This is a genomic window from Stenotrophomonas capsici, from assembly GCF_034961085.1.
Taxonomy (GTDB): domain Bacteria; phylum Pseudomonadota; class Gammaproteobacteria; order Xanthomonadales; family Xanthomonadaceae; genus Stenotrophomonas; species Stenotrophomonas capsici.
Window position 1 is genome coordinate 189266 of sequence record NZ_JAYFUH010000249.1, and the last position, 19361, is coordinate 208626.

Consider the following 19361-nt stretch of genomic DNA (forward strand, 5'->3'; position numbering starts at 1 on the left):
CCAACCTGCCAAAGGTGCCTCGGCCCGACGATCAGGCAGCGCACACTGCACGGCAGGACGCAGGCGGGGACGCAATCCCCGCCTGCGTCCGTGGGTCAGAACGTGTACCGCACGCGGCCGTAGTAGTACGCGCCATTGCTGCCGATCGGCGAGAGCACGTCGTAGGGCATGTTGCCGAAGTAGTAGATGTCCTGGTTGGATTTGTCCGGGTAGTTGTCGGTCAGGTTCTGCCCGCCGATGGCCACGCTCCACTTCGGGGTGATGCGGTATTCCACTTCCGCATCCAGCTGCCATTCGGCGCGATAGGTCTGCGTCGGCTCGTAGCCGCCCCCGAAGTCGAACACGCGCGTGGCGCTGCCGTGCCGGCTCACGCGGCTGCTCAGCGACCAGCGGTCATTGGCCCAGCTGCCGGCCAGCTGCGCGCGGGTGCGCGGGGCGGCGTCGGTCAGCGTGTTGCTTTCCTCCACGCCGAACAGCACGTAGTCCGGGTCCAGCGCGAGCAGCTGCGACGGCGTGGCCACCACGTTCTTCAGCTCGGTCTTGGCGTAGCTCCAGGTGCCGGTCAGCAGCAGCTCGCCATCGCCCAGCGATTGCCGCCAGTTGGCGACGAACTCGGCGCCGCGCGTGCGGGTGTCGGCGGCATTGACGAAGTAATGCGCGCTTTCCAGTCCGCTGATGCCGAACTGCTGCTGCACGAAGGTGGTCAACGCGTCACCGGTGATGCTCTCCGACAGCGCGATGCGGTCGTCGATGTCGATCTGGAACAGGTCCAGCGACAGGTCGAAGTGGCTGCCGATCTGGCTGGTGAAGCCCAGGCTGTAGTTGATCGACTTTTCCGGCTTCAGGTCGGTGGCGCCGAGCGCGCGGGCGATCGGGTTGTTGACCGACAGCAGGCGGCCCTGCACCAGCTGGCCGCCGGCGGTGTAACCGGTGGAGGTGGACTCGTAGCCGATCTGGCTCAGCGACGGCGCGTGGAAGTTGTTGGAGATGGCACCGCGCAGCGCGAACGCCGGGGCGAACGCGTAACGCGCACCGAGCTTGCCGGTCAGTTCGCCGCCGAAGTCCTGGTAGTGCTCGTAGCGGGCGGCGATGTCGGTGGAGAACTTCTCGCCGAAGGTGGAGGACAGGCTGGTATAGGCGCTGAACACGTCGCGCGACAGGTTGGCTTCGTCCTGCGGGGTCAGCCCGCCGCCGGCCTGCGAGCCGGTGGGGCGGTCGGTGTACGGGCCGGCGGCGTAACTGGCCGGGTCGCCGGCGCCGGTCTCGTAGCGCTCATGGCGGCCTTCGATGCCGAAGCCGAGGCTGTGGCTGTCGTTCTCGCGCACGAAGATGCGGCCCACGTCCAGGTTGGCCACGGTCTGCTCGAAGCTGAAGTCGCCGGTCTTGAAGCGGGTCGGGCTGGTCGGGCCGAGCGAGGCGTTGAGCGAGTCGCGCAGGCGGTAGGTGAATTCATTGCGGCCGTGGTCGACGCTGGCGTCGTAGTTCCACTCACCCCATTGGCCACGGGCGCCACCGACCAGCTGCACGTCCAGGTTCTCGCCTTCGGAGACCGGGCGGTAGCCATTCGGGTAGAGGGCCTTCCAGTTGGCCTCGCCGTCCGGGTAGCGGAAGTAGTTGGCGCCTTCGGTATCGCGCTGGTTGTAGGTGCCGAAGGCATAGGCCTTGGAGGTCTCGCCGAACGGGATCTCGGTGTTGAACCAGGCGTTGATGTCCTTGCTGGCGCCGTCGCCCAGCGCGTAGTTGCGCTTGCCGGCCAGGGCCAGGTTGTCCGGGGTCTGTGCTTCCCACGGCGGAATCTGGTCGAAGCCGGCGCGGTTGGTGGCTTCGCGGTTCTTGTATTCCAGGCCCACGCGCAGGAAGCCACCGTCATCGGTGAGTGCGGTGCCGACCTTGGCGCTGAAGAAGCTGGCCTGGCCGTCGGTCAGGGTGCGGTTGATCGGCTTGAGGTCGGTGTGGTGCGCACCGAAGCTGGCTTCGATGGCGCCGCCTTCCGGGGCGTCGTCCAGGATCACGTTGATCACGCCGGCCACCGCGTCCGAGCCGTACAGCGCGCCGGCGCCGTCACGCAGCACCTCGATGCGCTTGATCGCGCTGACCGGGATGGCGTTGAAGTCGACCGGGGTGGTGCCCTTGCCGATCTTGCTGTCGGTGTTGACCAGCGCGCTGTTGTGGCGGCGTTTGCCGTTGACCAGCACCAGCACCTGGTCCGGCGACAAGCCGCGCAACTGCGCGGCGCGCACGTGGTCGGCACCGCCGGAGTTGGACTGGCGCGGGAAATTGAACGACGGCAGCAGCGCCTGCAGTGCGCTGCCCAGCTCGCCATTGACCACGCCGGCCTTGCGGATGTCCTCGGCGCTGAGCACGTCCACCGGCGAGGTGGATTCGAGCACGGTGCGGTCCACCGCGCGGGTACCGGTGACGATCACCGTGTCCAGGGTGGTGGCGCTGTTCGGCGCGGCTTCCTGGGCAAAGGCGGGGGAAGACAGCGCCAGCGCGATGGCCAGGCCGAGCGGGGCCGAGGTGGGGCGGGACATGGAAACTCCGGGCAGAACGAAGGGGGGAGGTTTTGCACTTACATCCATCCGGATGAAGCGATATATTATCTTGGCGTTAACGCGCGGCCGGTTGCAAGCCCTGGATGCCATGAGCTGATGACCGTCCGTGATATCCCCTGCGGTGCGATGGATGCCACCGTGTTGCCCTGTCCGGAGGTTTTCCATGAAGTTGCACGCCGTTGTTCTCCCCCTGTTGCTGGGCCTTGCCACCAGCGCCATCGCCGCACCGCCGGTCAACGAGCCAGCCACCGCCGCGCTGCATGGCGATGCGCAGCGCCCGGCCGAGGCCGGCGGTTGGGTGCGCAGCGAGCTGTACTTCGGGGTGGGCGAGGAAACCGGCCCGTCCCGGCGGGAGCAGACCGACGTGATCAGCCAGGCGCAATGGCGCGCGTTCCTGGACAAGGAAGTGACGCCGCGGTTCCCCGATGGCCTGACCGTGTTCGACGCCTATGGCCAGTGGCTGTTCCGCGGGGCGCCGGAGCCGAACCGGCTGAGCACCAAGGTGCTGGTGATCCTGCACGAGGACACCCCGCAGCGGCGCAACGACATCGAGGCCATCCGCCTGGCGTGGAAGCAGGCCACCCACCACCAGTCGGTGCTGTGGGCACGGCAGCCGGTCGAGGTGTCGTTCTGATCGGTGCCGGATCGGCTAGCCTGCGCGCTGGTCCGCCTTTCGACGAGTCACCTGATGACGCCACATACCCCCGCCTCCCGCCGCTGCGCCGCCTACGGCATGCTGATTGCCGCAGGGATGCTGCTGGCGCCGCCGGCGCTGGCCGATGACAGCGAGATCCGCTTCGAGGTCACCGCCGGCGTGATTGCCCACGCGCGGCTGACAGGGGAAGGCACCGTCGAGGTCGGTACCGACCGTTCATCGGCGCGGCAACTGCTGCCGGCGGCCACCGATGAGGAAGACGGGGGCACGCGGTTGGGCCATGCGGACTACAACTTCGACGGCTACCAGGACCTGGCCACCAGCGCGACGCTGGGCCAGGTCAATGAGTCCTTCACCGTGTACCTGTACCAGCCGGACAGTGGCCGGTTCCGCGCGCTGGCCGCACCCACCGGGCCGGAGATCAGCTGCGAAGGCCTGTGGACGCTGTCCCCGGATCCGGCCTCGCGCACGCTGAGCAGCAGTTGTCGCAGCGGGCCGATGTGGTACAGCGACGTATACCGTTACCAGGGTGACCGGCTTTACCTGTACCGCTCGATGCGCGGCGCACTGGTCGAGACCAGTGGCATGTCCCGGGTGCTGTCCCTGGACAGTGCGGAAGACATGGGCATCCTGGTGGTCTGGAGTACCTGGGATGCCTCGGGCAAGCGCCTGGAGCGCGCGCTGTGGAATGCATTCGATCCCCCGCTGGCCGACGTGCCGATGAAGGGCTGGGGTGCGTCGGTGGTGCCGGCCCGCCTGCCGCTCTACAGCCGCGCCGGTGACACTGCCACCCGGCGCTACCTGGTCGAGGGCGACCGCGTCGAGTTGCTGGACGAGGCCGATGGCTGGTTGCAGGTGCGCTACCTCAATCCCGCGCGCGGTCCGATCCTGGGCTGGGTGAAAGTGCCCGACCCGGAATGAGCCACGTGTTTCCTTTCCCCCTTCCGCCGGCTGATCCAGGCCGGCCCTGCTGACGAAACTCCCGCATGAATTCCCCGCATTCCCCCACCGCACGTGCCCGCTGGTTCGTGCCCGGCGACCTCAACGGCTTCTTCGGCCTGGTGGTCGACAACCTGTCCATCCTCGGCTTCATCGCGATGGCGCTGGTTGGCATCTTCCAGTTCCCCGCCGAGGTGGTGTTCGGCCGCATGTTCCCGGGCACCGCGCTGGGCGTGCTGATCGGCAACCTGATGTACACGCTGATGGCGCACCGGCTGGCCGCGCGCAGCGGCCGCGATGACGTCACCGCGATGCCGCTGGGCCTGGATGCGCCGACCAGCATCGGCATGGCGCTGCTGGTGCTGGGCCCGGCCTTCGCCGGCTTCAAGCAGCAGGGCCTGGACCCGACCGCGGCGGCCCTGCTGACCTGGAAGCTGGGCATGGCCTCGCTGGTGGTGATGGGCCTGCTCAAGCTGGTGCTGTCGTTCGTGGGTGATGCGGTGACCCGGCACGTGCCGCGCGCGGCCCTGCTCGGTTCGATCGGCGGTGCGGCACTGACCCTGCTCGGCTTCCTGCCGCTGATCGAAAGCCTGCGCCAGCCGCTGGTCGGCCTGGTCACGTTGGGCGTGCTGCTGTACGTGCTGGTTGCCCGCGGCGTGGTGCCGCTGCGCCTGCCGGGCGTGTTGTTCGCGCTGCTGGTCGGCGTGGTGCTGTACTACGGGCTGGGCTCGGCCGGTGTGCTGACCGGCTTCCAGTGGCCGCCGGCGATCTCATTCGCGGTGGCGCTGCCGTTGCCGTCGCTGGGCTTCGTCGATGGCCTGCCACTGACCGTGCCGTACCTGTCGCTGCTGCTGCCGTTCGGCCTGCTGATGGTGGTGGGCGGCATCAACGTGGCCGAGAGCGCGCGCGCGGCCGGCGACGACTACCGTACCCGTGACGTGCTGCTGGTCGAGGCCATCGCTACGCTGGTGGCCGGCGTCTGTGGCGGCGTGGCACAGACCACGCCCTACATCGGCCAGCCGGCCTACAAGCGGTTGGGGGCGCGCACCGGCTACACGCTGCTGACCGGCCTGTTCATCGGCATCGGCGGCATGCTCGGCGTGGTCGCCGGGCTGGTGCAGTGGCTGCCGGTGGCGGTGCTGGCACCGATCATCGTGTTCGTCGGCCTGGACATCACCGTGCAGGCGTTCCAGCAGACCAGGCGCGAGCACGCGATCGCGGTGGCGCTGGCGTTCCTGCCGGCCATCGCCTACCTGATCAACATCAAGTTCGGCACCTGGGTGGCGCCGGAGGCCGCCGCCGCGCTGTATGCGGCGGTGGACGGGCATGGGCTGTCGGACGTGGCCACGCTGCAGGTGCTGGGCAACGGTTTCATCATCACCGCGATGCTGTGGGCGGCGGCCTTGGTGGCCTTGATCGAGCGTCGCCCGGGCGTGGCGGTGACGCTGCTGCTGGTGGCCGCGGTGCTCAGTGCGTTCGGGGTGATCCATTCCACCGATCCGCGCGGCGGCATCTACCTGCCGTGGCAGCTGGAAGGGCTGCGCCAGGCGATCACCCTGCAGGTCGCCGCCGCCTACGCGGTACTGGCCACGGTGATCGGCTTGATGTCGCTGCAGAAGCCGCGCTGAACACGCGCGGTGGCGCCGGGGGGAACCCACCGGCGTTGCGCCGGTCACACCTTCACATGCAAGCAAGGTGGATGTGATGGAAAAGCGCAGTGCGGTGTGGCCTTGGGTGGTGTTGGGCGTGGTGGCGATCGGTGGTGTCGGCGGTTGGCTGTTCAAGGATGACCTGGCCCGTTTGCGGCCGGCAGCGCCCGCCGCCACGACACCCCCACCGCTGGATGGACCTGCTGACCCCTCGTCGGCGCCGTCACCTGCTCCCGCCACGGGGCCGACGTCGCCCCGTTATCCGCTGGATGCGGACGTGGCGGCCGATCCCGCCCTGCCGGCCCTGGCGGACAGTGATGCCGGCGCCTGGCAGGCGCTGGCAGGGGTGTTCCCCGCCGATGTACTGGCGGTGCTGCTGCGCGCGCACCTGATCCAGCGGTGGGTGGTGCACGTGGACAACCTCACCCAGCCCAGCCTGCCGGCCTCGGCGATGGCCCTGCAACCGATGCCGGGCAGCCTGCAGGTGGCACAGGGCAGCGACGGTGTCGAGCAGTTGGCTGCGGCCAACGCCGAGCGTTACGCGCCCTGGGTGAAGGCTTTCACCCAGGCCGATGCGCAGTCCCTGGCGACGGCCTACGTGCGCTTCTATCCGCTGGTGCAGCAGGCCTACCGCGACATAGGGCATCCCGATGGGCACTTCAACGACCGTCTGGTGGCGGTGATCGACCACCTGCTGCAGACCCCCGAGCCCTCGGGCCCGCTGGCGCTGGCGCCGGATGGCAAGGGCAAATACCGCTTCGTCGACCCGGCGCTGCAGTCGCTGTCGGTGGGGCAGAAAGCGCTGCTGCGGCTGGATGCCGGACAGCGCAAGGCGGTGAAGCAACAGCTGCAGGCCATCCGCGTGGCGGTCACGCGCGGCTGAGCCATGACGGGTTTGCGCTGGATCAAGGTCGGGCCAGATCGGCTGGCGATACTGGACGGGAAGCAGGCAATGGCTGAACAGGGGGTAGTCGTCACCCTTGAATCACACCGTTGCAACCGCATCTGAACCAGTATCGCCAGCGACGCTGGCCCCCTTTATTCGAGGAAGAAGACCCATGCGGATGGACAAGCTCACCTCCAACTTCCAGAAGGCGCTGTCCGACGCGCAGTCCCTGGCGGTCGGTCGCGACAACAACATCATCGAACCGGTGCACGTGCTCAGCGCGTTGCTCGACCAGCCCGGCGGCAGCAGTCGGCCGTTGCTGGCCCAGGCCGGCGTCAACGTGCCGGTATTGCGCGAGCGGCTGGCCGAGTCGCTGGAGGCGCTGTCCAAGGTCTCCGGCCAGGCCGGTAACCTGTCGATGGGCAATGACCTGAGCCGCCTGCTCAACACCACCGACAAGTTGGCCCAGCAGCACAACGACCAGTTCATCGCCAGTGAATGGTTCCTGCTAGCCGCCGTCGACGACGGTGGCGCGGCCGGCATGGCGCTGCGTGCGGCCGGTGCCGACAAGAAGAAGATCGAGGCCGCCATCGACAAGCTGCGCGGCGGCGAGACCGTGCAGAGCGAGAACGCCGAGGAACAGCGCCAGGCGCTGGAGAAGTACACCATCGACCTGACCGCGCGCGCGGAGAGCGGCAAGCTCGACCCGGTGATCGGCCGCGACGAGGAAATCCGCCGCACCATCCAGGTGCTGCAGCGCCGGACCAAGAACAACCCGGTGCTGATCGGCGAGCCCGGCGTGGGCAAGACCGCCATCGTCGAAGGCCTGGCCCAGCGCATCATCAATGACGAAGTGCCCGAAGGCCTGCGCGGCAAGCGCGTGCTGTCGCTGGACATGGGCGCGCTGATCGCCGGGGCCAAGTTCCGCGGTGAGTTCGAGGAGCGCCTGAAGGGCGTGCTCAACGACCTGGCCAAGAACGAAGGCCAGATCATCCTGTTCATCGACGAGCTGCACACCATGGTCGGTGCGGGCAAGGCCGATGGCGCGATGGATGCGGGCAACATGCTCAAGCCGGCGCTGGCGCGCGGCGAGTTGCATTGCATCGGCGCGACCACCCTGGACGAGTACCGCCAGTACATCGAGAAGGACGCCGCGCTGGAGCGCCGCTTCCAGAAGGTGCTGGTGGGCGAGCCCACGGTCGAGGACACCATCGCCATCCTGCGCGGTCTGAAGGAGCGCTACGCCGTGCACCATGGCGTGGAGATCACCGACCCGGCCATCGTTGCCGCGGCCACGCTGTCCAACCGCTACATCACCGACCGCCAGCTGCCGGACAAGGCCATCGACCTGATGGACGAGGCGGCCTCGCGCATCCGCATGGAGATCGATTCCAAGCCGGAGGAGCTGGACCGCCTGGAGCGGCGCCTGATCCAGCTCAAGATCCAGCGCGAGATGCTGAAGAAGGAGAAGGACGACGCCTCGCGCAAGCGCCTGGCCGACCTGGAAACCGACATCGACACGCTGGAACGCGAGTTCTCCGACCTCAATGAAATCTGGAAGTCGGAGAAGGCCGCATTGCAGGGCGCGACCAAGATCAAGGAGCAGGTGGAGAAGGCCAAGCTCGACCTGGAGGCCGCGCAGCGCCGGCAGGATTTCGCCAAGATGAGCGAGATCCAGTACGGCGTGCTGCCCAACCTGGAAAAGCAGCTGCAGGCCGCGCAGGAAATGGAGCGCAAGGACTTCAAGCTGGTGCAGGACAAGGTCACCGACGAGGAGATCGCCGAGGTGGTCTCGCGCTGGACCGGCATCCCGGTCAGCAAGATGCTGGAAGGCGAGCGCGACAAGCTGCTGCGCATGGAAGACATGCTGCACAACCGCGTGGTCGGCCAGGAAGAGGCGATCCGCGTGGTGTCCGATGCGGTGCGCCGCTCACGCGCGGGGCTGTCCGACCCGAACCGCCCGAGTGGTTCGTTCCTGTTCCTGGGCCCGACCGGCGTGGGCAAGACCGAGCTGACCAAGGCGCTGGCCGACTTCCTGTTCGATTCATCCGACGCGATGGTGCGCATCGACATGAGCGAGTTCATGGAGAAGCACAGCGTGTCGCGCCTGATCGGTGCGCCCCCGGGTTACGTCGGCTACGAGGAAGGTGGCTACCTGACCGAAGCGGTGCGCAGGCGCCCGTACAGCGTGATCCTGCTGGACGAGGTGGAGAAGGCGCACCCGGATGTGTTCAACATTCTGCTGCAGGTGCTGGACGATGGTCGTTTGACCGACGGCCAGGGCCGCACCGTGGACTTCCGCAACACCGTCATCGTGATGACCTCGAACCTGGGCTCGCACCAGATCCAGGACATGAGCGGCGACGACAGCCCGGAGGCCTACACGCAGATGAAGGCGGCGGTGATGGGCGTGGTGCAGGCGCACTTCCGCCCGGAGTTCATCAATCGCCTGGATGACATCGTGGTGTTCCACCCGCTGGACAAGCAGCAGATCAAGCAGATCGCGCGCATCCAGATGCGTGGCCTGGAGAAGCGCTTGGCCGAGCGTGGCCTGAGGCTGGAAGTCTCCGATTCGGCGTTCGACCTGCTGGGCAACGTGGGTTTCGACCCGATCTATGGTGCGCGTCCGCTCAAGCGTGCGATCCAGGCGCAGTTGGAGAATCCGTTGGCGCAGAAGATCCTGGCCGGCGAGTTCGCCAGCGGCGACACCATCGAGGTGGAAGCCGGCGGGGCGGGGCAGCTGCAGTTCCGCAAGGGCTGAGTGTGAAGTGCTGCCCCTCACCCCAACTCCTCTCCCGCGTGCGGGAGAGGGGCTTTGAAAGCGTGACTGCAGGCAGCGTTTCATCTCGCCATAAATGAGCCCCTCTCCCGCGTGCGGGAGAGGGGTTGGGGTGAGGGCGGCATTAAAAGCAAAGCGCATCAGCTCATGCCATCGCGGCACAAGTAACCACTGCAACCGTCGCCGCCTGCGCGGCGGTGTTGGGCTAATGTCAGCAGTTCTCTATCCGGCAGAGCGCCCCGATGACCGACCCGCAGTGGAAGCCTGAAACCATCGCCGTGCATGGCGGTTATTCGCCCGACCCGACCACCCGCGCGGTGGCGGTGCCGATCTACCAGACGGTGGCCTACGCCTTCGACGACACCCAGCACGGTGCCGACCTGTTCGACCTGAAGGTCGCGGGCAACATCTACACCCGCATCATGAACCCCACTACCGATGTGCTGGAAAAGCGCATCGCGGCGCTGGAAGGCGGTGTTGGTGCGCTGGCGCTGGCTTCCGGCCAGGCCGCCATCACCTATGCGATCCAGACCATCGCCGAGGCCGGTGACAACATCCTGGCCTCCAGCGCGCTGTATGGTGGCACCTACAACCTGTTCGCGCACACGCTGCCGCAGTTCGGCATCCAGACCCGCTTCGCCGACTACCGAGATCCGCAGGCCTTCGCGGCACTGATCGACGCGCGCACCAAGGCGGTGTTCGTCGAATCGATCGGCAACCCGCGCGGCAACATCACCGACATCGAGGCGATCGCGAAGATCGCGCATGCGCACGGCGTGCCGGTGATCGTCGACAACACCGTGGCCACGCCGTACCTGCAGCGCTCGTTCGATTTCGGCGCGGACATCGTGGTGCATTCGCTGACCAAATACCTTGGCGGGCATGGCACCAGCCTGGGTGGCGCGATCGTGGATTCAGGCCGCTTTCCGTGGGCCGAGCACAAGCAGCGTTTCCCCCGGCTCAACACGCCGGACGTGAGCTACCACGGCGTGGTCTATACCGAAGCGCTGGGGCCGGCGGCCTACATCGGCCGCGCCCGCGTGGTGCCGCTGCGCAACACCGGTGCGGCGATCTCGCCGTTCAATGCGTTCCAGATCCTGCAGGGCATCGAGACGCTGGCATTGCGCATGGACCGCATCAACAGCAATGCGCTGGCAGTGGCGGCCTACCTGCAGAAGCACGCCAAGGTGGCATGGGTGAACTACGCCGCGCTGCCGGATCACCCGGAGCATGCGTTGGTGCAGAAGTACCTGCGCGGCCATGGCTCAGGCGTGCTGACCTTCGGTCTGCCGGGAGGCCGCGAGGCGGGGGCCCGGTTCCTTGACGCGCTGCAGTTGTTCACCCGCCTGGTGAACCTGGGCGACGCCAAGTCGCTGGCGACCCATCCGGCCTCGACCACCCACCGTCAATTGGACGAAGCCGAGCTGGAGAAGGCCGGCGTGACCCTGGATACGGTGCGGCTGTCGATCGGCATCGAGCACATCGACGACCTGCTGGCCGACCTGGAGCAGGCGTTGGCCCAAGCGTAAGGCGGGGTGTGAGGGCGGGCGACGCACTGGCGTCATCCGCCTGCGGCAAGACAGGTCTTGCCCATGAACGCAGACGGAGCGCCCGTTGCTTGGCAAACATCGGTGCAGATGGCTGGAACGTAGCCGCCTCCCCGCAGGATGGTGATTGATTTGACCGATTTGGCCGTCCGGTGCTATCTGCTGATCGAAAGCGACAGGGGGTATCTCCAGGATGAGGATTCCGGCGGGCAAGGCAGCGATGTTCGTGTTGGTGTTGGTCCTGGTGGCCGTGGCATTTCATCTGGTTCGCAGGTCTGCCGTACCTGGTCCAGCGGGCGTGTTGGATGCGCGCGCATCGTCAGGCGCGTCGGCTGTCGCGGTTGATGATGCGTCGTCACCGGGTGTGCCGCCGGTGGAGGCTGTGCCGACCGTGCCGCGTGCCCTGCCATCGGCTGGCTTTGATTCGCGCGAGTACGGCTTCCGCTGGAATCCCCAGAATCCCGGTGTGGCTGCCAGTGCAGAGGATGCGCGTTGGCTGGGCGCACGTGGCTTTCCCGGGCCGGATGTCGAACGCCATCTGCTCGGCCTCCCCTTGGTAACGTTGCAGGAGTTGTCCGAGCGCGGCAATCCAGCAGCACTTGCCTTCTATGCCTATCATCTGGCGCGCAGGGGCGCACCGCGCGAGCAGGTGTTTGCCATGCTCGATGCCAGCGCGGCGTCGGGCTCGGTGTACGCGCTGAAGATGGCCGGCGACATTGCCTTCACGATGAAGGATCAGCGTGACATGGCGTTGGCGCGTGCCTATTACGGGCTACAGGCGCGGGCCGGCGATCAGGCGGGATTGACGCAGGCCTACATGGTTGATGTGGTGCTCTCCGACGAGCAGCGGTTCCGGGCGAGCCTGATCGAGGAAGACCTGTGGCGACGGATTCGGCCGACTGGCGGTCAGGAAGGCGAGGTTCGGCCGGGCTTCAAGGCATTCGTCGAACAGGGGCGGAGAGCGCCCTCCATGCCCTGACGTGCCCGCGACGCGGGCCGGGTGTGGACGTGTGTCCCGGGGTCTCCCTCACCCCAACCCCTCTCCCGCTGGCGGGAGAGGGGCCGGTACGCTGCAAGCCCTCATGAACCGAGCCCCTCTCCCGCCAGCGGGAGAGGGGTTGGGGTGAGGGCTGCTTTCGCGACGCAATCACCACGCAATCGTGAACCGCTTGCCCACGTGCTTCGGTGTCTCCAGTTCGTCAACCACCGCCAGGGCCAGGTCGGCGGGGCTGATGGTGCCGACGCCGTCGCCGGTGTTCAGCGGGGTGTCGCTGCCGACGCGATAGCGGCCGGTGCGCTCGGTCGGGCCGCCGCCGTGGAAGGCTACCGGCGGGCTGAGCTGGGTCCAGTCCAGCGTGGTTTCCTGCTTCAGCTCGTTGAGCGCATCGCGCGCGGCGTTGGCGCCATCGAAGATTGCGGCCGGGAAGTTCGGCGAATCCACCAGCTGGGTGCCGTCCGGTGCGTACAGGCTGCCGGCGCCGCCGATCACGATGTAGCGCTTCACGCCGGCGGCCTTGGTGCCGGCGACGATGGCGCGGGTGCCGCTCATGAAATCCCGGTAGATGTCCGGGTTGCTCCAGCCGGCGTTGAAGGCGCTGATGACGGCATCGTTGCCGGCCACCGCAGCCTGGACCTGGGCGGCGTCCTGGGCGTCGGCCTTGACCGTGCGCAGGTGCGGGTGGGCGGCCAGCTTCTCGGGATGGCGGGCCAGTGCGGTGACGTCATGGCCACGGGCCAGCAGTTCTTCCAGCAGGGCCTGGCCGACGAAACCGGTGGCGCCGATCAATGCGACTTTCATGGTGGGTACCTGGTGTTGTGTGGGACTGGCGACAGTGTCCTCCCGGAGCCGGGCCGGTGGCAGTCGCAAATATCCACAATCACCTTGAAGCCATGCTTCACAATGGGCGGCAAGGAGGTGGCCGATGGACAGCTTGAAACGCATGGCCCTGTTCGCCCGGGTGGTGCAGCACGGTTCGTTGAGTGCGGCGGCGCGCTCGCTGGGGATGAGTACCTCGGCGGTCAGCCAGCAGTTGCGCGTGCTTGAGCGTGAAGCCGGGGTACCGCTGCTGCACCGCTCCACGCGGCGGTTGGCGCTGACCGATGTCGGCAGCCGCTACTACGCGGCCTGCGCGCGCCTGCTGGATGCGGCCGGCGAGGCCGAGGCGGAATTGTCGGCGGCCCGGCAGGAGCCGGTCGGCGAACTGCGGGTGTCCGCGCCGCTGGGCATGGCCGACCAGATCGGCCCGGCGCTAGGCCAGTGGCTGCACGACAACCCGCAGCTGCGCGTGCACCTGTACTTCGACGATGGCTGGACCGACCTGCTGCAGGCGCGCATCGACGTGGCCCTGCGCTTTGGCCAGCTGCCGGACAGCGACTGGATGGCGCAGCGCATCGGCACCCTGCAGCGCTGGCCCTGCGCCGCGCCGCAATGGTTGCAGGCCCATGGCATGCCGACCGATCCACTGCAGGTGCCGGCCGGTGATTGGCTGGGGGTGGCGCAGGTGCCGGGGCTGGTCTGGCGGCATCCGGCCAGCGGCCAGGAGCGCCTGGTGCCGGCGCATCCGCGCATCGTCAGCCAGAACCAGCCGGCGGTCCGCCAGTTGTGCACGGCCGGCCTGGGCGTGGCGGTGCTGACCTGCCTGGACGTGAGCGCGCAGTTGGCCAATGGCACGCTGCAGCGCCTGTTGCCGGGGTGGGAGGTGCCGCCGCTGCCGGTGTGGGCGGTTACCCCCCATCGTCAATGCCAGCCGGCCAAAGTGAAGCAGGCCATCGCGTTGCTGGAGGCGCACCTGGCCGGTATCCCGGGGGCGGTGCCGATTGCGCAAGATCGGAAACGCCGGCGCTGAGCAGGGCTGCTGGAATGGGACCACCTTCAACGGAGTTCGATCATGAAAACGCAGGCCGTCTCCCATCTGCCCCGGCTCGATCGCGTGGTTGCCTGCCTGCAGCAGGCGGTCAACGACGGTGGCCCGCTGCCGGACCTGGAAGCGCTGGCGGCGGTGGCGCATTACTCGCCGTTCCATTTCCACCGCGTCTACCGGGCGCTGACCGGTGAGACCATCGGTCGCACGGTGCAGCGGCTGCGCCTGCTCAAGACCCTGCAGCGTCTTGGCCGAAGCGATGCCAGCGTCACCGAGATCGCATTGCTGGCCGGTTATGACACCCCGCAGGCACTGGCGCGGGTGCTGCGCGAAACGTTGAATGCCAGCCCCACCGAACTGCGTGCTGACCCGGGCCTGCTGGAGCGGCATGTCGCCGGGCTCTCCCGGCCCGCCAGCGGATCCACCGCAGCGGCGGCACCGCTGAGCGTGGAGGTGGTGACGCTGGAGCCGTTCGAAGTGGTTGCGATGCGTGCACAGGGGGCGTTCGACGACCTGGACGGTGCGTTCGGCCTGCTGTTCGGCTGGGCGGCGGAGCAGGGGCTGGTCGAGCAGCTGCAGCAGCTGATTGGTATCCCGGTGGACGACCATCGCGAACTGCCGGCCGAAGCGTTGCGCTTCGACTGCGCGCTTGCCCTGGACGCGACGATCCCCGCCCTGTCCGAGCCGCTGCAGCTGCGACGCATGGGCGGTGGTCAATGGGCGCGACTGCGCCATGTCGGCAGCTATTCCCTGCTTGAGGAGGCAACCGACCGGTTGTTGGCGGAGTGGCTGCCGGCCAGTGGTCATGCGCTGCGCGATGTGCCGCTGCATTACCACTTCCTGGATGACCCGGAGCACGCTCCCGAGGCGATCCTGCGCGCCGACATCCACCTGCCGCTGGTGGGTTGAAAGGGCGGAGGCAGGAGCGGCCTTGGCCGCGAAGCCGAGGATGCAACGGGCCGCCGTGTGGCAGCAGTTGCAGCGCTTCCATCGCAGTATGGGCAGCCAGCTTCGCGACCGAGGTCGCTTGTGTCTCCTACGGCTTGGGTCGTGAGCGCAGGCCCGGGGGCACCCGGTACACCGACATTCCATCGCCCTGCTGGCGTTGGGTCAGGCGCCGAGCGTGGCCGCCGCGCCGGGGCGCAGGCTGCGGTAGGGCGGGGTGGACAGGATCATCTCCGCCAGCGAGTAGGCCAGCTCGCGCTCGGCCATCACCGTGCCATCGGCGCCGTGCTCGAGCAGGTGGCGGACTTCGGCGTCGCTGTGCGCGCGTGCCAGCAGGGTCAGGTTGGGGTTGATCGCGCGCAGCTTGGCCAGTGCCTCGCCCGATTCCAGCGGCTGCGGGATCGCCAGCACGGCGATCTTGGCGCGCTCGGGATGGGCTTCGGCCAGCACGCGGTCGGCCGCCGCACTGCCACGGATGCCGGGGATGCCGGCCGCATGCGCACGCTCGACGTGCTCGCGGTTGTCGTCGATCACCAGCACCGGCACGCCGCGGTCGCGCAGCACCTGCGCCAGCTCGCTGCCGACGCGGCCATAGCCGATGACGATGGCATGGTCGTGCAGGTCCAGCGACGGGCCCGGCGGGATGTCCGGTACTTCCGGCACCGGCGTGGTTTCCTTGTGGCGTGCCTGCCAGCGGTCGAGCAGGCCGAACACCAGCGGGTTGAGCATGATCGAGACCAGCGCGCCGGCCAGTACCAGCGATTGGCCTTCCGGCGGCAGGATCTTCAGCGCCACGCCGAGCCCGGCGATGATGAAGGCGAACTCGCCGATCTGCGCCAGCGAGGCGGAAATGGTCAGCGCGGTGCCCTTGGAATGGCCGAACGCGCGCACGATGAAGAAGGCGGCGGCCGACTTGCCGAACATGATGATCAGCACGGTGGCCAGCACCTGCCAGGGGTGCTCGACGATGATCATCGGGTTGAACAGCATGCCCACCGAGATGAAGAACAGCACCGCGAACGCATCGCGCAACGGCAGCGAGTCGTGCGCGGCCTTGTGGCTGAGCTCGGACTCGTTGAGCATCATGCCGGCGAAGAACGCGCCCAGCGCGAACGACACACCGAACAGCGCCGCGGCACCGAAGGCCACGCCCAGCGCGATGGCCAGCACGCTCAGGGTGAACAGTTCGCGCGAACCGGTGCTGGCGACCTTCTCCAGCACCCACGGGATGACCCGGCGCCCGACCACCAGCATCACCACCACGAACAGGCCCAGCTGCACGAACGTCCAGCCGATCGAGCCGAGCAGCCCCATCAGCGAGGGGCTCTTGCCGCTGGCCTCCGGGCCGAACACCTCGGCGATCACCGGCATCATCACCAGGGCCAGCACGCAGGCCAGGTCTTCCACGATCAACCAGCCCACCGCGATCTTGCCGCGCGTGGTCTCCAGCAGGCGGCGCTCCTCCATGGCCCGCAGCAGCACCACGGTGGAGGCAGTGGCCAGCGAGAAGCCGAAGATCACCCCGTGCAGCACAGGCCAGCCCATCAGCGTGGCCACGCCCCAGCCGAGCAGGGTGGCGACCAGGATCTGGCCGATCGCACCGGGGATGGCGATCGTCTTGACCTCCATCAGGTCCTTCAGCGAGAAGTGCAGGCCCACCCCGAACATCAGCAGCATCACGCCGATCTCGGCCAGCTGGTTGGCCAGCGCCTGGTCGGCGACGAAGCCGGGGGTGAACGGGCCGACGATGACACCTGCGATCAGATAGCCAACCAGCGGCGACAGCCGCACCTTGTTGGCCAGGGCGCCGAGCACGAAGGCGAGGCCCAGGCCGATGGCAATCATGTTGATCAGGGCGGTGTCATGGTGCATCAGGGCTCGCGGGGTCGGGTGGGGGATGCCTCGATTCTAAAGGCCGCATTGCTTTTCATGCGGCAAAGTGGATGAAAAATCTGGATTTTCTTTGTTGCGCGGGTGGAAGGGTGAGCCCCGTCGCCCACAAAGGAAAATGCCCCGGTCTCCCGGGGCACCTTCCTTTCACGACGCGGGGGCGTCCTTACCAGCGGTAGCTGATGCGGCCGTATACATAGGCGCCGTTGAAGCCGAACGGCGAGTAGTTGCTGTACGGCATCATCCCGTAGGTGGAGTTCACCAGGTTCTCGACGCGGTCCGGGTACTCATCCAGCAGGTTGTCCGCACCGACGGTGAGCTTCCAGTTCTCGCTCGGCTTGAAGCTGGCCGAGGCGTCCACGATCCACTTGGCATCGTAGGTCTGGTCGCGGGCGGCACTGGCCGAGTTGCGCACCGTGAAGCTGCCATGGCGGGTAGCTGCCAGGCCCAGCTCCCAGCGGTCCGAGCGCCAGGTGCCGCTCAGGATCGCCTTGTCACGCGGGAAGCTGTCCTCGATGCGGCCGATCTCGTCGCGGCCGATCAGCGACTGGGTGATGCCCAGCGCCGCGAAGGCGGCCGGCGAGGCGGCGAACTTCTTCACCTCGGTCTCGTTGTAGCTGTAGGCGGCGGTCAGCTCCAGGCTGCTGGCGCTGAACGGCACGGTATAGCTGGAGATGACGTCCACGCCGCGGGTGCGGGTGTCCAGGCCGTTGGTGAAGTAGGCGAACTGGGTGACCTGCGGCAGGCCCAGGCCGGACAGCAGCGCCTGCGCGGCCGGGGTGCTGTTGATGTTGGAGGACAGGATGATGCGGTCGTCGATGTCGATCTGGTAGGCATCGACGGTCACGTACAGGCGGTCCACCGGCTGCAGCACCAGGCCGGCGCTGTAGGACGTGGACGACTCGGCCTTCAACGGCGCCGAGCCCAGCGCCCGCGCTGCGGCGCTGTTGGCCGGGAACGTGCCCTTCTCGTAGAACACGCCGTCGGTGATCGAGCTGGTCACCGCCTGGTAGCTCTGCTGGGCCAGCGACGGCGCGCGGAAACCGGTGGAGGCGGTGGCGCGCAGCGCGACCTTGTCGGTGAAGGCATAGCGCGCGGACAGCTTGCCGGAGAACTTGTCGCCGAAGTCGGAGTAGTCCTCGTAGCGGCCGGTCAGGCCGGCGGAGAACTTGTCGGTGAGGTCGGCTTCAAGGCCCGCGTAGACCGCGTAGTTGTGGCGGTCGGCGTCCACTTGGTTGTTCGGCGTGAAGCCACCGAAGCCCTGCGCGCCGAACAGCGAGCCCGGGATGCCCAGGCCGCCATCGTTGTAGGACGCCGCCTCGCCCGGCAGCTGCTTCCACTTCTCCTTGCGGTACTCAGCGCCGAAGGACAGCGTCACCGGGTACGCCAGGCCCCAGTCCAGCGCCTGGGTGAAGTCGGCGTTGAGGATGTCCTGGCTGTACTCCAGGCGGCCGTCGTAGAAGCTGGTCTGGCTGCCCGGGCCGTAGGTGTAGTTGATGCTGTTGCGGGTGTGGAAATCCAGCGTGTTCTCGCCATGGTTGGCGCTCACGTCCCAGCTGAAGCCGCCTTCGGTGCTGCCCTTGACGCCGGCCACGATCGAGCGATCCCGGGAGTACTGGTTGATCTGCGGCGTGAAGCCGTTCGGGTACACCTGCGCCAGCAGCGCGCCCTGGTTGTTGTGGTTGGGCGAGCGGTAGAACGCGAAGGAGGTGATGTCGCGGTTGCTCAGCAGCGCGTTGGCGTAGCCGGTGACGTTGTCGCTGAAATTGAAGGTGAGGTTGGCCGACACCGCGGTGGCATCCACGCGGGGGTCGCCGACGACGAAGGTCTTCTCGCCGATGTCCGGGAAGTTGCCGATGTTGGGCGAGGTGCCCAGGTACGGGCCGGCGCGGTTGCTCTCGTCCTGCTGACTGACCTGGCCGGCCACGTGCAGGCTGCCGCGGTCGTCGGCGAAGCCGATGCCGGCGTCGCCGGAGAGCTGGTACTTGTTGCCATCGCCGGCCGAATACTGGCCGTAGTCCACCGCCAGGCTGCCGCCGCTGCCACTGCCCTTGAGCACGATGTTGACCACGCCGGCGATGGCGTCGGAGCCATACTGGGCCGAGGCGCCGTCACGCAGCACTTCCACCCGCTCGATGGCGGCGATCGGGATGGCGTTGATGTCCACCGCCGAGGAACCACGGCCGATGGTGCCGTTGACGTTGATCTGGGCCGAGGTGTGGCGGCGCTTGCCGTTGACCAGCACCAGCACCTGGTCCGGGGACAGGCCGCGCAGCTGCGCCGGGCGGATGCCGCTGGTGCCGTCGGTCAGCGCCGGGCGCGGGAAGTTCAGCGAGGGCAGGGCGCGCGACAGCGCGGTGGCCAGCTCCGAGGTGCCGGTGGACTGCAGGGCCTCGGGGGTGATGATGTCGATGGGCGATTGCGACTCGGCGACGGTGCGGTCGGCCACGCGGGTACCGGTGACGATCACGGTGTCCAGGGTCTGGGCACCGGACTGGGCCAGAGCGGGCAGGGCCGGGGTGGACAGGGCGATTGCGACGGCGATGGCGAGCGTACTGGACTTGCGGTTCATCAGATTGCAGCTCCGATTGTGGGGGCGGCGCCGGGCGAAAGGTGATGCGTTTCGCGGATCTCTGCGGTGCGCCATTAACGGAT

The 19361-nt window shown here is 67.7% G+C and carries 13 protein-coding genes; 9 read left to right on the forward strand and 4 right to left on the reverse strand.

Features of this window, described 5'->3' with window-relative positions:
* Positions 1-95: 95 nt before the first annotated feature.
* Positions 96-2534, reverse strand: coding sequence for a TonB-dependent receptor plug domain-containing protein (locus tag VA603_RS14095; protein WP_323439225.1), 2439 nt, complete (start codon positions 2532-2534; stop codon positions 96-98).
* A 184-nt stretch (positions 2535-2718) separates the two neighbouring features.
* On the opposite strand from VA603_RS14095, the gene VA603_RS14100 reads away from it, so the two are divergent.
* From VA603_RS14100 to VA603_RS14130, 7 genes are all read left to right on the forward strand, one after another.
* Entirely contained in the window at positions 2719-3189 is a 471-nt protein-coding gene (locus tag VA603_RS14100; protein ID WP_323439226.1) for a DUF3574 domain-containing protein, read from the forward strand.
* Between the two features lie 54 nt (positions 3190-3243).
* Complete coding sequence (locus VA603_RS14105; protein WP_323439227.1) at positions 3244-4131, forward strand: XAC2610-related protein; 888 nt, start codon at positions 3244-3246, stop codon at positions 4129-4131.
* Between the two features lie 65 nt (positions 4132-4196).
* Positions 4197-5777, forward strand: coding sequence for a hypothetical protein (locus tag VA603_RS14110; protein ID WP_323439228.1), 1581 nt, complete (start codon positions 4197-4199; stop codon positions 5775-5777).
* 76 nt (positions 5778-5853) lie between these two features.
* Positions 5854-6681: a DUF3014 domain-containing protein gene (locus tag VA603_RS14115; protein WP_323439229.1), complete on the forward strand. Its 828-nt coding sequence runs from the start codon at positions 5854-5856 to the stop codon at positions 6679-6681.
* A gap of 175 nt (positions 6682-6856) precedes the next feature.
* Positions 6857-9445, forward strand: a complete 2589-nt coding sequence (clpB, locus tag VA603_RS14120) for an ATP-dependent chaperone ClpB (RefSeq protein WP_323439230.1) — start codon at positions 6857-6859, stop codon at positions 9443-9445.
* 260 nt (positions 9446-9705) lie between these two features.
* The gene (locus tag VA603_RS14125; RefSeq protein ID WP_132865356.1) at positions 9706-10992 is read left to right on the forward strand and encodes an O-acetylhomoserine aminocarboxypropyltransferase/cysteine synthase family protein; all 1287 of its coding nucleotides are present in this window, start codon (positions 9706-9708) and stop codon (positions 10990-10992) included.
* 238 nt (positions 10993-11230) lie between these two features.
* Positions 11231-11989, forward strand: coding sequence for a hypothetical protein (locus VA603_RS14130; protein ID WP_323439231.1), 759 nt, complete (start codon positions 11231-11233; stop codon positions 11987-11989).
* A gap of 168 nt (positions 11990-12157) precedes the next feature.
* On the opposite strand, the gene VA603_RS14135 is transcribed toward VA603_RS14130, so the two are convergent.
* Positions 12158-12808, reverse strand: coding sequence for an NAD(P)-dependent oxidoreductase (locus VA603_RS14135; RefSeq protein ID WP_323439232.1), 651 nt, complete (start codon positions 12806-12808; stop codon positions 12158-12160).
* 124 nt (positions 12809-12932) lie between these two features.
* Between VA603_RS14135 and VA603_RS14140 the strand changes: the two genes are divergently transcribed.
* Positions 12933-13856: a LysR family transcriptional regulator gene (locus tag VA603_RS14140; protein WP_323439233.1), complete on the forward strand. Its 924-nt coding sequence runs from the start codon at positions 12933-12935 to the stop codon at positions 13854-13856.
* 42 nt (positions 13857-13898) lie between these two features.
* Positions 13899-14780: an AraC family transcriptional regulator gene (locus tag VA603_RS14145; protein WP_323439234.1), complete on the forward strand. Its 882-nt coding sequence runs from the start codon at positions 13899-13901 to the stop codon at positions 14778-14780.
* A 201-nt stretch (positions 14781-14981) separates the two neighbouring features.
* Here VA603_RS14145 and ybaL read toward each other — a convergent pair whose 3' ends face one another.
* Together ybaL and VA603_RS14155 are read right to left on the reverse strand one after the other, a co-directional pair.
* The gene (gene ybaL, locus VA603_RS14150) at positions 14982-16688 is read right to left on the reverse strand and encodes a YbaL family putative K(+) efflux transporter (RefSeq protein ID WP_323439235.1); all 1707 of its coding nucleotides are present in this window, start codon (positions 16686-16688) and stop codon (positions 14982-14984) included.
* A 184-nt stretch (positions 16689-16872) separates the two neighbouring features.
* Positions 16873-19278, reverse strand: a complete 2406-nt coding sequence (locus VA603_RS14155; RefSeq protein WP_323439236.1) for a TonB-dependent receptor plug domain-containing protein — start codon at positions 19276-19278, stop codon at positions 16873-16875.
* Positions 19279-19361 lie beyond the last annotated feature (83 nt).

What these genes read in the sequence shown, in the direction of transcription:
- VA603_RS14095 (WP_323439225.1), bottom strand. Translation starts at nt 2,534, where the DNA reads ATGTCCCGCCCCACCTCGGCCCCGCTCGGCCTGGCCATCGCGCTGGCG.
- VA603_RS14100 (WP_323439226.1), top strand. Translation starts at nt 2,719, where the DNA reads ATGAAGTTGCACGCCGTTGTTCTCCCCCTGTTGCTGGGCCTTGCCACC.
- VA603_RS14105 (WP_323439227.1), top strand. Translation starts at nt 3,244, where the DNA reads ATGACGCCACATACCCCCGCCTCCCGCCGCTGCGCCGCCTACGGCATG.
- VA603_RS14110 (WP_323439228.1), top strand. Translation starts at nt 4,197, where the DNA reads ATGAATTCCCCGCATTCCCCCACCGCACGTGCCCGCTGGTTCGTGCCC.
- VA603_RS14115 (WP_323439229.1), top strand. Translation starts at nt 5,854, where the DNA reads ATGGAAAAGCGCAGTGCGGTGTGGCCTTGGGTGGTGTTGGGCGTGGTG.
- clpB (WP_323439230.1), top strand. Translation starts at nt 6,857, where the DNA reads ATGCGGATGGACAAGCTCACCTCCAACTTCCAGAAGGCGCTGTCCGAC.
- VA603_RS14125 (WP_132865356.1), top strand. Translation starts at nt 9,706, where the DNA reads ATGACCGACCCGCAGTGGAAGCCTGAAACCATCGCCGTGCATGGCGGT.
- VA603_RS14130 (WP_323439231.1), top strand. Translation starts at nt 11,231, where the DNA reads ATGTTCGTGTTGGTGTTGGTCCTGGTGGCCGTGGCATTTCATCTGGTT.
- VA603_RS14135 (WP_323439232.1), bottom strand. Translation starts at nt 12,808, where the DNA reads ATGAAAGTCGCATTGATCGGCGCCACCGGTTTCGTCGGCCAGGCCCTG.
- VA603_RS14140 (WP_323439233.1), top strand. Translation starts at nt 12,933, where the DNA reads ATGGACAGCTTGAAACGCATGGCCCTGTTCGCCCGGGTGGTGCAGCAC.
- VA603_RS14145 (WP_323439234.1), top strand. Translation starts at nt 13,899, where the DNA reads ATGAAAACGCAGGCCGTCTCCCATCTGCCCCGGCTCGATCGCGTGGTT.
- ybaL (WP_323439235.1), bottom strand. Translation starts at nt 16,688, where the DNA reads ATGCACCATGACACCGCCCTGATCAACATGATTGCCATCGGCCTGGGC.
- VA603_RS14155 (WP_323439236.1), bottom strand. Translation starts at nt 19,278, where the DNA reads ATGAACCGCAAGTCCAGTACGCTCGCCATCGCCGTCGCAATCGCCCTG.